The 13,187-nt window shown below is 67.4% G+C and carries 11 protein-coding genes; 4 read left to right on the forward strand and 7 right to left on the reverse strand.

Going from position 1 to position 13,187, the window contains the following annotated elements; all coding sequences use genetic code 11:
• Nucleotides 1-849, forward strand: an 849-nt coding sequence (locus JYJ84_RS15340) for a sulfonate ABC transporter substrate-binding protein (RefSeq protein ID WP_205189266.1), incomplete at its 5' end; no start/stop codon positions are given.
• 22 nt (nucleotides 850-871) lie between these two features.
• Here the strand turns inward: JYJ84_RS15340 and JYJ84_RS15345 are convergent.
• Complete coding sequence (locus JYJ84_RS15345) at nucleotides 872-1,456, reverse strand: putative glycolipid-binding domain-containing protein (RefSeq protein ID WP_175221514.1); 585 nt, start codon at nucleotides 1,454-1,456, stop codon at nucleotides 872-874.
• 174 nt (nucleotides 1,457-1,630) lie between these two features.
• On the opposite strand from JYJ84_RS15345, the gene JYJ84_RS15350 reads away from it, so the two are divergent.
• Nucleotides 1,631-2,539 carry a LysR family transcriptional regulator gene (locus JYJ84_RS15350; protein WP_175221513.1) on the forward strand — a complete coding sequence of 303 codons (909 nt, stop codon included), beginning with the start codon at nucleotides 1,631-1,633 and terminating at the stop codon, nucleotides 2,537-2,539.
• Between the two features lie 21 nt (nucleotides 2,540-2,560).
• Here JYJ84_RS15350 and potE read toward each other — a convergent pair whose 3' ends face one another.
• Nucleotides 2,561-3,946, reverse strand: a complete 1,386-nt coding sequence (potE, locus tag JYJ84_RS15355) for a putrescine-ornithine antiporter (RefSeq protein WP_122949281.1) — start codon at nucleotides 3,944-3,946, stop codon at nucleotides 2,561-2,563.
• Between the two features lie 71 nt (nucleotides 3,947-4,017).
• Nucleotides 4,018-6,318: an Orn/Lys/Arg decarboxylase N-terminal domain-containing protein gene (locus tag JYJ84_RS15360; RefSeq protein ID WP_174958476.1), complete on the reverse strand. Its 2,301-nt coding sequence runs from the start codon at nucleotides 6,316-6,318 to the stop codon at nucleotides 4,018-4,020.
• A 509-nt stretch (nucleotides 6,319-6,827) separates the two neighbouring features.
• On the opposite strand from JYJ84_RS15360, the gene JYJ84_RS15365 reads away from it, so the two are divergent.
• Entirely contained in the window at nucleotides 6,828-9,008 is a 2,181-nt protein-coding gene (locus JYJ84_RS15365) for an ornithine decarboxylase (protein WP_175221512.1), read from the forward strand.
• 87 nt (nucleotides 9,009-9,095) lie between these two features.
• On the opposite strand, the gene JYJ84_RS15370 is transcribed toward JYJ84_RS15365, so the two are convergent.
• The 3 genes from JYJ84_RS15370 to JYJ84_RS15380 all read right to left on the reverse strand — a co-directional run bounded on the left by JYJ84_RS15370 (nucleotide 9,096) and on the right by JYJ84_RS15380 (nucleotide 11,544).
• A complete protein-coding gene (locus tag JYJ84_RS15370; protein ID WP_175221511.1) occupies nucleotides 9,096-10,253 on the reverse strand; it encodes an iron-containing alcohol dehydrogenase in 1,158 nt (385 codons plus the stop codon).
• The gene (locus JYJ84_RS15375; protein ID WP_174958473.1) at nucleotides 10,250-10,585 is read right to left on the reverse strand and encodes a putative quinol monooxygenase; all 336 of its coding nucleotides are present in this window, start codon (nucleotides 10,583-10,585) and stop codon (nucleotides 10,250-10,252) included. The genes JYJ84_RS15370 and JYJ84_RS15375 overlap by 4 nt, the downstream gene beginning before the upstream one ends.
• A 242-nt stretch (nucleotides 10,586-10,827) precedes the next feature.
• Nucleotides 10,828-11,544 (reverse strand): SDR family oxidoreductase, encoded by a 717-nt coding sequence (locus JYJ84_RS15380; RefSeq protein WP_122949277.1) that lies wholly within the window; start codon nucleotides 11,542-11,544, stop codon nucleotides 10,828-10,830.
• A 133-nt stretch (nucleotides 11,545-11,677) separates the two neighbouring features.
• Here JYJ84_RS15380 and JYJ84_RS15385 point away from each other — a divergent pair, with 133 nt between their 5' ends.
• The gene (locus tag JYJ84_RS15385) at nucleotides 11,678-12,655 is read left to right on the forward strand and encodes a LysR family transcriptional regulator (RefSeq protein ID WP_122949276.1); all 978 of its coding nucleotides are present in this window, start codon (nucleotides 11,678-11,680) and stop codon (nucleotides 12,653-12,655) included.
• Nucleotides 12,656-12,663: 8 nt separating this feature from the next.
• Here the strand turns inward: JYJ84_RS15385 and JYJ84_RS15390 are convergent.
• A partial coding sequence (locus JYJ84_RS15390) for an SDR family oxidoreductase (RefSeq protein ID WP_205189267.1) occupies nucleotides 12,664-13,187 on the reverse strand: 524 nt, incomplete at its 5' end.

The following is a 13,187-nucleotide window of genomic DNA, read 5'->3' on the forward strand; positions in this document are numbered from 1 at the left end:
ACACGGCTGCGCATCGGCTTCCAGAAATACGGCAACTTCGTCGTGCTCAAGGCACGCGGCACGCTGGAGAAGCGGCTCGCGAGCCAGGGCGTCACCGTGCAATGGCTCGAATTTCCGGCCGGCCCGCAGTTGCTCGAGGGCCTGAACGCGGGTGCGATCGACGTCGGCACGGTCGGCGAGACGCCGCCGATCTTCGCGCAGGCGGGCGGCGTCGATTTCGTCTACATCGGCAACGAGCCACCCGCGCCGCAAGGCGAAGCGATCGTCGTGCTGCCCGATTCGCCGATCCGCAACGTCGCGCAGCTGCGCGGCAAGAAAGTCGCGTTCAACAAGGGTTCGAACGTCCACTACCTGCTCGTGAAGGCGCTCGAACACGCGGGCCTGACGTACGCCGACATCCAGCCGATCTACCTGACGCCCGCCGATGCGCGCGCCGCGTTCGTGCAGCGCAACGTCGATGCATGGGTGATCTGGGATCCGTACCTGGCCGCTGCCGAGCGGCAGATCGGCGCGCGCGTGATCGCGAACGGCGAAGGGCTCGTGCGCAATACGCAGTACTACCTCGCCGCACGCAAGTACGCGGCCGCTCACCCGCAGGTGCTGCGCGCGCTGCTCGACGAAGTCGACGCGGTCGATCGCTGGGCGCGCGACCATGTAGCGGAAGTCGCCACGCAACTGTCGCCGCTCGTCGGCCTCGACGCGCCGACGCTCGAAGTCGCGCTCAAGCGCGCCGGCTACGGCGTGCAGCCGATCACCGATGCGACGCTCGCGTATCAGCAGAACATCGCGGATGCGTTCAGCACGCTGAAGCTGATTCCGGGCAAGCTGTCGGTGGCGAGCGCTCGCTGATGCACGGCGCGGCACGCGTGCGTCAGCGCACGGAAGCAGAACCGATGCGCCGCCATTCGTCGTAGTCGGTGACGAGGCCCGCTTCGTCGACCGCGATATCGGCCGCATACGTACCGCTTTCGTAGCGGTACACGTGCGCCGCCGTGCGTGTATAACGCTGCTCGCCGCGCACGAATTCGAAATCCGGAAAGCGCAGCCAGGCGGTATGGATCACGGCCGCCTCGCCGACGGACAGCCCGAGCCGGCGGATCGGCAGCGTATTCGTCGACGGGCTGAAACCGAGATCGAGGTCGGTCGCGCCCGCGAGCGCCGGTACGTCGACGCCGTCGATCGTCCACCGCCCCGCGTCGCACGCGATCGCCCACTGCCGCGGCGGCTGCGTGCCGCCCCACTGCGTGATGCGTGCCGAGCGCGTGCGCCAGTCGGCGCCGCATGCGATCGTGTAATCGATCCGAAACGGCGCGCCGTCGATCGCACCCGACACCGATCCCGACAGGCCGATTCCCGCTCGCGACTCGACGAGCCTGCACCATTCGGCCGCCTGCCACGTCTGCACGATCTGCCATGCGACGCAGCGCGTGCGCACCGCTTCATCCTGTTGCGTCATGTCGTCGTCTCCAGTCGATCGCACGGAAGCGGATTGTCGCGCATCGCGCCGGCGAACACACGCGGCATCGGCAGCCGATGGTCAGTATCGGCTCGCCGCCCACCTTCGGGCCGCCCTGCTTTGGTACCATCCGTCGATCGGCATCAACCGGAACCGGACAAGGGGCGCGACTTCATGGATTTGCTGGCGACGATGCGTATCTACGTCAGGGTCGTCGAGCGCGGCACGATGTCCGGCGCGGCGCGGGATCTCGACATGGGCCAGCCGGCCGTCAGCGAGCGCATCGAGCGACTCGAGAAGCATCTCGGCACGCGGCTCCTGTTGCGCAGTGCGCGCACCCTCGCGTGCACGGAAGAAGGCCGGATCTTCTACGCGCGCAGCAAGGAGCTGCTCGAAGCGGCCGACGAAGCGGTCGCCTCGGTCTCGAAGACGGAAAACGCGCTCGACGGCACGATCCGGCTCGCGGCGCCGCAATGCGTCGGCGAGGTCGTGCTGCCCGGCGTGCTGATGCATGTCCGCAGCGCGTATCCGGGCCTGCACATCGATCTGGTGTTGAACGACGACATCGTCGATCCGGTCACGGAAGGCGTCGACATCTCGATCCGCGTCGGCCAGCTCGGCGACGGCGGGTTCGTCGCGCATCCGGTCGGCGCGGTCGGCCGCCGGCTCGTCGCCGCGCCGTCGTATCTCGAGCGGCACGGCCCGATCGACACGACGGCCGATCTCGCGAACCATCCGTTCATCCGCGTGAAAGGCGTCTTCGCCAGCGAACGGCTGCCGCTGCAGCACGACGGCGACGCGCTCGAATACGTGCGCATCCGCACGATCATGACGACGAGCCACTGGCGCCCGATGTTCGACACGATCGTGGCCGGCGGCGGCATCGGCGTGGTCCAGCAGCCGGCCTGCGCCGATGCGCTCGCGGCCGGCACGCTCGTCGAGCTCCTGCCGCGGCATGCGATTCCCGACTTCGCGCTCAACGTGCTCGTGCACGCGCAGCGGCCGTTGCCGCCGCGCGTGCGGGCCGTCGTCGACCTGCTGAAGCAGGATCTCCCGCCGCTGCTGGCCCGTCCTGCCCGATAACGGCGGCGACCGCCGCCCTCGTCACGCCTGCAGCGACTTCCCCGGCTCCTTCACATGGGCGTCGACTTCCATCTGGTAGAAGCGCGCGCTGACGAAGCCGAACAGCGTCCAGCCCAGGAACACGCACAGGCCGCCGAGCATCAGCGCCTGCTCGCCCGAGCTGAACAGCGCATAGAAGCTGTACGCGGTGGCGACCATCGCAATCACGTTCGTCAGAAGCGCCTTCGCCGGCGGCACCTTCGCGACCTTCTGGATCGTGATCAGCGCGGCCATCGACATCACGTAGGGCACGAGGTTCGTGACGACCGCGAGATCGACGATCTTCTGGAACTGGCTGCTCAGCTCCGGGCTGATCGTCATCAGCGCCAGCGCGACCTGCGCGACCAGCAGGATCACCATCCCGACGATCGGCGTGCCGGTGCGCGTCGCCCGCGCGAACACCGGCAGGAAGTAGCCGACATCCGCCGAGCTCTTGAACACCTGCGCGACCGTGAACTGCCAGCCGAGCAGCGAGCCGATGCACGCGATCACCATCAGCGCGGTGACGATCGTGCCGACCGTCGGCGTGAACATCGTCGCGAACGCGATGCCGAACGGCGCGTTCGACTTCGCGAGAATCGCGTTGGGCACGATCCCCGCGATCACGTTGGTCGACACGATGTAGAAGATCGCCGATGCGATCGTGCCGCCGAGCACGGCGATCGGCACGTTGCGCTCAGGATTCTCGACGGCGTCCGAGTTCGCGCACGCCGATTCGAGCCCGAGGAACGCCCACAGCGTCACCGCGATCGAGCCGCTGACCGCCGGCCCGAACGGCAGGTGGTTCGGATTCCATGCGGCGCCCCAGGTCGCGCCGCTGAACCAGAACCAGCCGATCAGCGACACGACGACGACCGGAATGATCACGCCCCACACGGTCACCGAGCCGATCCGGCCGGTGATGCGCGAGCCGCCGAAGTTCGCGACCGTCGTGAGCACGAGCAGGAAGATCGTCCACAGGCCCGTTTGCAGCGGCGACAGCGTCGCGTCGAACAGCACGGTGCCGTAGCCGACCGCCGTGACGCCGATCGCGACGTTGGCGATCACGAGCGACAGCCCGTACGTGTAGTTCGCCATGTAGTTGCCGGCCTTGCCGAATGCGTATTCCGCGTAGCCGCCCATCCCGCCCGGCTTGCGGCTCAGCATCCCGCAGCGGGCGAACGCATAGGCCAGCGCGAGCGAGCCGCCGGCCGTGACGATCCACGACAGCAGCGAGATCGTGCCGACCTGAGCGAGCTTCGACGGCAGCAGGATGATGCCGGAGCCCATCATGTTGACCGCCGTGAGGATGGTCAGCTGCCAGACATTCATCCGGTTCTTCGGCGCGGCCGCCGAGGCCGCGCCGGACATGCGCGCTGTGTTTTCCATGATGTCGATCCTTCGATGTGAGGCCGCCGGAGCGGCCGGTCGCATGTTTGTCCGTTCGTCCGGCCGGATGCTCAGGCCGTCAGGCAGTACACGCGGTACGTGCCGTCTTCCACTTCCACGCCGTGCGTGTCGTGCGCGAAGCCCGGGAAGCGCCGGTCATATGCTTCGAGCGCCCTCAGATAGCCAAGCACCGGGCCGCCGGCCGGCCCCGCGTTCTCGCCCGGCATCAGCAGCGGAATGCCCGGCGGATACGGCACGACGCCGGTGGCGACCGTGCGTCCGGCCAGCTCTTCGAGCGTGACCTGCTCGACGCGGCCCTGCACCAGATGCTCGTATGCGCGTACCGGACTCATCTCCGGCTTCGGCAGGATCGAGAAGGCTTCCGACATCAGCCGCGTCGTGCCGAGTTGCTCCATGGCCGCGAACATCGTGTCGGCCAGATCCTTCAGCCCCATGCCCGCATAGCGCGCACCATGCTCCTTCGCGAGCGACGGAATCGCCATGTCGAGCGACAGATTCGCGTCGTAGTCGCGCTTGAAATCGCACAGCGCGCTGACGAGCGAGCCCCACTTGCCCTTCGTGATGCCGATCGAGAACAGGAACAGGATCGTGAAGTCGGTCGTCTTCTCGACGACGATCCCGCGTGCATCGAGATACGCGGTCACGACGCTCGCCGGAATGCCGACCGGCATCAGGCCGCCGGCCGGCGCGACGCCCGGCGTGACGATCGACACCTTGATCGGATCGAGCATGCAGTAGCCGTCCTCGATATTGCCGAAGCCGTGCCATTGCGCGCCGGGGCGCAGCACCCAGCACGACGGGTCGCTCGCGAGCAGCTCGGGCGGCGCGTCGTGGAACGGCAGCGTGCGGCCCGTGCGCGTCTCGAGCACGGTGTCGGGCTGCCAGCATTCGAAGAACCAGTCGCCCTTCGCGCTGAACTCGCCGTTCATCCGCGCGATCATCTGCCGGAACGCGACGGCCTCCTCGATCGACTCGTGCGTGAGCGCCGCGCCGCCGGGGCCGTCCATCATCGCGGCCGCGACGTCGTTCGACGCGATGATCGCGTAGTTCGGCGACGTCGACGCGTGCATCATGAACGTTTCGTTGAACTGGCCATGCGGAATCGGGTTGCGGCCGTCGCGCACATGGATGTACGACGCCTGCGACAGCGCGGTCAGCAACTTGTGCGTCGACTGCGTCGCGAACACCGTCGGGCGGTCCGCACGATGGTCGCGCGGGTCGCCGTGCATCGCATGGCGATCGCGGTAGATCGGGTTGAAACGCGCGTAGCCGTACCAGGCTTCGTCGAAATGCAGCCGGTCGACGCTCGCGCCGAGCAGCTCCTCGACCCGCGCGACGTTGTAGCACAGGCCGTCGTACGTCGAGTTGGTGATGATCGCGTGCTTCGGCTGGCGGTCGGCGAGCCCGGCCGCGAGCGGGTTCGACGCGATCGCCTCGCGGATCGCCGTCTGCGTGAGGCGCTCCGACGCGATCGGCCCGATGATCCCGTAGCGGTTGCGCGTCGGCACGAGGTAAGTCGGGATCGCGCCCGACATCGTCATCGCATGCTCGGCCGACTTGTGGCAATTGCGATCGCACAGCGCGATCTGGTCGCGGCTCACGCTCGCCATCAGGATGATGCGGTTCGACGTCGACGAGCCGTTCGTTACGTGATACGTGCGATGCGCACCGAACACGCGCGCCGCGTAGCGCTCGCTTTCGCCGATCGGGCCCGAGTGGTCGAGCAGCGAACCCAGCTCGCCGACCGAGATCGACAGGTCGGAACGGAACAGCGCTTCGCCGAAGTATTCGAAGAACGCGCGGCCGACCGGCGATTTCAGGAAGCCCGTGCCACCCGTGTGGCCGGGCGTATGCCACGAGTATTCGTAGACACGCGAGAATTTCGCGAGCGCGCCGAACATCGGCGGCAGCACGGTGGCGCGATAGCGTTCGATCGCCGCATGGATGCGCCCGCCGATGAAGTCGGCCGTATCTTCGAGCAGCCACACGAAATCGTCGACCTGGCCCATCACGGCGGACGGCACCGTCGACGCGACGCTGCGGTCGGCCAGCAGGAAGATCGGCACGTTGCCGTTGCGTTGCCGGATCGCGTCGACCACGGCCTCGGACGGCCCGTGGCCGTCCACACCGAGATCCCAGTCGAGCAGCACGCACTGGATCGACGGATCGGAACGGATCAGCATGATCGCGTCGTCGGCCGAGGTTGCCGTGAGCACATCGATGTCGCGCTGCGCGAGCTCCGCGCTCAGCGTGCGGACCGCACGCCCGGTCGCCGATTCCTGGGTGATCTCGTCGTCGACCAAAAGCGCGCGCATGCCGAGACGGCGAATGCCACCGACGGACGTATTCATGTTGTTGCCCTCGTTGTTCCGATGCTTCGTTGGGGTGATGCATCTCACGAGCACGCGGACAGCAGGCCACGGGCGGCGGCGTGAGACGCTCGCAAATCCGATTTGATTCGCCATCCAATTCGGTGCCGACTATGCCATAGATGCCATTCGGTGAACAGCAGGCGATTCGACGAAACTGGTGACTGTTTTCAAATAGTATTTCACGATTGGTTCATTTTTATGTGCATTGCAGCATGCCAATTCCTGATTATTTGATCATTCTCATCCAACACTGAGATTGTCGATTCCGGTCGATTGAATTCGCGTGGTTTTGTTGCTACGATCGGCTGCGCCGTGCATTGACCGATGGCGGCCGTGCCTCGCCGGACAAGGCTTCTTCGTGCGGCGCGCCATTCGGCATTCAGCATTCGCGGGAGCATTTCAATCGGCTGCAGCGCGTATCGGATTACGCAGATTATGCAGCCGTGCGAATGCGGCTCCCGCTTCCGCACATTTACGGGAGAGTTCGCGTGAGCCTGTTGAAAATCGCAGTCGAGCCGGCGCTGATTGGCGCCTTCCTCACCACGCATGAACAGGTCGATGTATTCCAGACCGATTTCACGAATATCGCGGCAATCGTCGTCGGAATCGAATCGGCGCAACAGGTACTGAAAACCGTCGAAAGAACCGGATTCGCGATTCCGTTTTTCGTCGCGGTCGAGCCCGACCAGGAAGTGCCGCCGTCGATCCTGCCGAGCGCGAGCGGCGTGATCCAGCTCCGCCACGGCGGGCGCCACTACTACGGCCGGCAGATCTCCGCCGCCGCCGACATCTACAGCGAAAACCTGCTGCCGCCGTTCTTCAAGGTGATGCGCGAATACGTACAGCGCGGCTACGTCGAGTTCGACTGCCCCGGCCACCAGGGCGGCCAGTTCTTCTCGAATCACCCGCTCGGCCGGATGTTCTTCGACTTCTTCGGCGAGACGATCTTTCGCGCCGACCTCTGCAACGCCGACGTCCGGCTCGGCGACCTGCTGATCCACGAAGGCCCCGCGCTGGAAGCGCAGCGCAATGCCGCGCGGATCTACAACGCGGACAAGACCTACTTCGTGCTGAACGGCACGTCGACGTCGAACAAGGTCGTCACGAGCGCGCTGCTCGCCCCCGATGATCTCGTGCTGTTCGACCGCAACAACCACAAGTCGGTGCATCTCGGCGCGCTGGTGCTGTCGGGCGCGCGGCCGGTCTACCTCGAAACCGCGCGCAACGCGTGGGGCCTCATCGGCGGCGTCGACAGCGCGGCGCTCGACGAAGCCCGCATTCGCGACGCGATCCGCGACGTCGCACCGGAGCGCGCCGACCGGCCGCGCCCGTTCCGGCTCGCGGTGATCCAGCTCGGCACCTACGACGGCACGATCTACAACGCGCGCGAGATCGTCGACCGGATCGGCCATCTGTGCGACTACATCCTGTTCGATTCGGCGTGGGTCGGCTACGAGCAGTTCATCCCGATGATGCAGGACTGCTCGCCGCTGATGCTCACGCTCGGCCCCGACGATCCCGGCATCTTCGTCACGCAATCGGTGCACAAGCAGCAGGCCGGCTTCTCGCAGACGTCGCAGATCCACAAGAAGGACAGCCACATCGAAGGCCAGAAGCGCTTCTGCGATCACCGGCGCTTCAACAACGCGTACATGATCCATGCGTCGACGAGCCCGTTCTACCCGATGTTCGCGGCGCTCGACGTGAACGCGCAGATGCATGCGGGCCCGGCCGGCAAGCGCCTGTGGCGCGATTGCGTCGCGCACGGCGTCGATGCGCGCAAGCTGCTGATGAAGACCTGCCGCCAGATCCGCCCGTTCGTACCGCAACAGATCGACGGCCGCCCGTGGGCCGACTACCCGACCGAGCAGATCGTCGACGACCTGCGCTTCTTCCGCTTCCACCCGGCCGATACGTGGCACGGCTTCGAAGGCTATGCGGACGACCAGTATTTCGTCGACCCGTGCAAGCTGCTGCTGACGACACCCGGCATCGATCGCGACACGCACGAATATGCGCCGTTCGGCGCACCGGCACCGATCCTGGCGCGCTACCTGCGCGAGCACGGCGTCGTGCCCGAGAAGGCCGACCTGTACACGATCCTGTTCCTGCTCACGCCGTCGGAAAGCTTCGGCAAGCTGCAGCATCTGGTCGCGCACCTCGCGCAGTTCGAGCGTCATCTCGACCAGGACACGCCGCTGCGCGAAGCGATTCCGTCATTGTGCGAAGCGTATCCGGAGCTGTACGGCAACATGCGCCTGCGGCAACTGTGCCAGCGGATGCACGACTTCTACCGCAGCCACGACATGAAGCATCTGCAGAAGCTGATGTTCCGGCGCGCGCAATTCCCGAAGCAGGCGATATCGCCGCAGGCCGCGAATGCCGAGCTGATCCGCAACAACGTCGAGCTCGTCACGCTCGATCGCATCGAAGGCCGGATCGCGACCGAAGGCGCGCTGCCCTACCCGCCCGGCATCTTCTGCGTGGTGCCCGGCGAAGTATGGGGCGGCCCGGCGCTCGACTACTTCCGTGCGCTCGAAGCGGGGATCAACGCGCTGCCGGGGTTCGAGCCGGAAATCCAGGGCGTCTATCTGGAAACCCGGCCGGACGGCACGAAGCAGGCTTCGGCGTATGTCGTGGCAACCGGCGCCGACGCGTCACGCGCGTAACCCGGGTTGGCGGGCGGCCGCGCGCCGCTCGCGATCCTGAGCGCATCGCGAAACATCACGGGCGGCGCGACGCGCCCGCCCGCCGCGTCACCACGCCTGCCGGTAAATCTCCAGCGCATCGGCCTCCGTTACCTCGCGCGGGTTATTCACGAGCAGGCGCGTCTGCAGCATCGCGTCCGACGCCATCCTCGGCAGGTCGCCCTCCCCGATCCCGACCTCGCGCAGCGTGCGCGGGATGCCCGTCGCGAAGATCAGCCGGTCGATCTCGCCAATCAGCGCGTGCGTGCGCGCTTCGTCGCTGCCCGTCGCCGACGGCGCGACGATCGCCGCGAGTTCCGCATACAGCGGCGCGGCAGCCGGTGCGTTGAAACGCAGCACGTGCGGCAGCACGAGTGCATTCGACAACCCGTGCGGCACATGGAAGATCCCGCCGACCGGATAGGCCAGCGCATGCACGGCCGCGACCGGCGCATTCGCGAACGCCTGCCCCGCGAACATCGCGCCGACCAGCATCGCCTCGCGCGCGTCGCGGTTGCCGCCGTCGTCGCACGCCGCGAGCAAGTTGCGCGACAGCAGCGTCAGCGCGTGCACGGCCAGCATGTCGGACACCGGGTTCTTCAGCCGCGCGGACGTGTAGGCCTCGATCGCATGCACCATCGCGTCGATGCCCGTCGCGGCTGTTGCCGCGCGCGGCAGGCCGAGCGTGAGCTCGGCGTCGAGGATCGCGACGTCCGCAAACAGGTGCGGCGACACGACACCCATCTTGCGCGCCTCGCCGACCGTGACGATCGACACGGCCGTCACTTCGGAGCCCGTGCCGGCCGTCGTCGGCATCTGCACGAGCGGCAGCCGCGCGCTCGTGACCTTGTCGACGCCGTACATGCCGGCCAGCGCCTGCTGCCCCGGCGCGAGCACCGCGATCAGCTTCGCGACGTCCATCGACGATCCGCCGCCCAGGCCGAGCACGATCTCGGCATCGGCCGCGACGGCCCGTTCGGTCGCTTCCAGCACCACGTGCTCGGGCGGATCGGCGATCACGTCGTCGATCACGGTAACCTGCCAGCCATGTGCGGCGAGACTCTCCAGCGCGGGCGCAAGCACGCCGCTGCGATGCAGGAACGCGTCGGTGACGACACACAGCCGCACGAGCGCCGGAAAGCGCTCGCGCAACAGCGCACCGAGCCGGCGCGCGGCGCCGAATTCGACGACCTGCGTCGGAACGGTACGGAATTGAAACGGGTTCATCGGGTGCCTCCCGGTGGCGTCGCCGTGCCGGTGTCCGGCTGCACCATGTAGCGCGACACGTCGCGGCGATCGAGCAACGGAATGATCGCGCCGATCCCGATCCGCTGGAAATGCGGCGTTTCCCGATGCACATCGAGGCCATCAGCATCCCGGTAGCGTTCGAGGATCACGATGTGGTCGGGATCCTCCGGCGACCGGAAATACCCATAGTCGAGGTTCTTCGGCTCGGCGCGCGTGGCCGGCGCGAGCTCGGCGAGCAATTCGATCACGCGGTCGCCGTTGCCGGGTTTCGCGTAGTAATGCGCGATGACCTGAAGGTAGGGTTCGTTCATGTTGCGCTCCGGGTTCGACTGGGGGCCGTCACGACGGGGACGCACGCCAGGCGCGGCGAACCGGAGGGATTCGAACGCGACGGCGCTACGCCGTGTCACTGGCGGGTCGTCGCATTGTATTGAATCGGCACGGCCTGCGCAGCGCCGCGAACAACCTCGCGGATCCCTCACCCCGTTCACGGCCCCGAGGATCGCAACCGGCCGCTACCCGCTACCCGCCGCGCGATGTGCCGATGCGACGATCACCACGGCACGGTCCTCCCCAGATAGTCGAGATACTCGAGCCCCGGGCGCACCCGCTTCGCGATCAGCACGTTCACGAGACTCGGCACGCTTTCCTCGATCGTCAGGCGCGCATCGGGCCCGCCCAGCTCCGTGCGGACCCAGCCGGGCGCCATCAGCACCATCGCGCGCCGCGTATCGGCCTGGCGCGCCGCGAAGCTGCGCATGAACTGGTTCAGCGCGGCCTTGCTGCCGCGATACACCTCGCGCATCCCGCTGACGTTGTTCGCGACGCTGCCCTGCCCCGACGACATCGCGCCGATCAGGCCGTCCGCGGTCACGAGATCCTGCAGCGCCTCGATCACGCGCATCGGCGCCAGCGCATTCGTGATCATCACGCGCACGAACTCGTCGGTCGTCACTTCGCCGATCGTTTCGGTCGGCTCGTTCGTCGTGCCCGCATTCACGAACAGCATGTCGAAGCGCCGGCCCGACAGTCGCTCGCGCAGCGCGGCCAGTTGCGTCGGCTCGCAGATGTCGAGCGTCTCGATGTCGAGCCGGCCGTCGAACCGGTCGGCGAGGTCGTGCAGCTTCGTGCGCCCCGATCCTGCGCGGACGGTGCCCGTTACGTGCCAGCCTTTGTCCAGGAACGCGTCCGCCATCGCGAGCCCGAGGCCGCGCGAGGCCGCGACGAGCAGGATCGCGGGGACATTGCCGTTCGATTCGATTGATTGCATGGTTTCCGCCTTTGCCGGGATTCGTCATGCAGCCACTATAGGTGCGCACCACGACAGGCGCCAGACGCACCAAACTCAACGCTTAGTTGCATCAAACGCCATGCCAATCCGCGCAGAGGCGTATCCTGTCGCCATGGAAGACATCGACCTGAACCTCGTCACCGCGCTCGACGTGCTGCTGTCTGAAGGCAGCGTGACCGGCGCCGCGCGCCTGCTCGGCCTGAGCACGTCCGCGATGAGCCGCACGCTCACGCGGCTGCGGCTGTCCACCGGCGATCAGTTGCTCGTGCGCGCCGGGCGCAAGCTCGTGCCGACGCCTCACGCAGCCGCGTTGCGCGACCGCGTGCACGCGATCGCAAGCGATGCACGCGCGGTGCTGCAACCGGCGACGGCCGACGTGGACATGGCGACGCACGCGGCCACGTTCACCCTCCGCGCGGCCGCATCGTTCATGGAAATGCTGTCCGGCCCGGTGGTCGCCGCCCTCGGCGAAATCGCGCCGCAGGTGCGCATCCGCTTCGTCCCGAAGCCCGACCGCGATCCGCAAGCGCTGCGCGACGGCGCCGTCGACCTGGAAATCGGCAAGCGCGGCGACGATGCGCCCGAACTGCACACGCGCATGCTGTTTCACGACTGGCACGTCGCGGTGGCACGCACCGGGCATCCGCTGTTCGCATCCGGCAGGATCACACCTGCGCGTTATGCGGCCTGCCGTCACGTGATCGCGTCGCAGCTCGGCGATTTCGGCGGGCCGGCTGACGACTCGACCGACAAGGCCGGCTCGGGCCACACCGTGCACGTCGTCGTACCGGGCTACCCCGATGCGATGCGGGTCGCGGCCAGCACCGACCTGATCGCGCTCGTGCCGCGCTCGAGCCTCGGCAACGCTTTCTCGCCGGGGCTCACGGAGGCCCTCGGGCTGCGCAGCTTCGAGATCCCGGTGCCCCTGCCCGGGATCCTCGTGTCCGCGCTGTGGCACCCGCGCATGCACGGCGACCCCGTACATCAGCGCCTGCGCGATGCAGTCATCGCCGTCTGCCAGCGCGCGTATCCGGATGGCCGCGCGCCGCGCACACCGGTGCGCCGCACCGGCACGCGCGCGACAGGCTGACGCGCGGCTCAGACCAGCCGGCCGCCGCCGTCGATGTGCAGGATCTCGCCATTCATGAAGCCGTTGCCCAGCAGGAACGCAATCGCTTCCCCCACCTCATCGGCACGCCCCACTCGGCCGCCGGGCAGCGACGACGCGGCGCCCGCGAGAATCGTGTCGCGCGCTTCCGGGCCGAACGCGTCGTACAGCGGCGTCTCCACGAAGCCCGGCGCGACGACGTTCACGCGAATCGGCTTCAGCTCGAGCGCGAGCGACTGCGCCAGCGCCTCGACGCCGCGCACGGCGGCGGCAATGACGGACACGCCCTGCGCCGGACGATCCGACAGTTGCCCGCCGGTCAGCACGATCGAGCCGGTTGCGGGCATCAGCGGCAACGCGGCCCGGATCGCATAGACCGGCCCGGCGATCCGCTCCTGCAGCGCGGCGAGCAGGTGATCGGGATCGGTCTCGTTCAGCGTGCCGGCAATGAACCGGCCGGCGGTGACGACCAGGTGATCGACGCGCGTGATCGTGTCGAAGACGGCCTGCACCG

The organism is Burkholderia sp. LMG 13014 (assembly GCF_905232215.1).
In the GTDB taxonomy this organism is placed as follows: Bacteria; Pseudomonadota; Gammaproteobacteria; order Burkholderiales; family Burkholderiaceae; genus Burkholderia.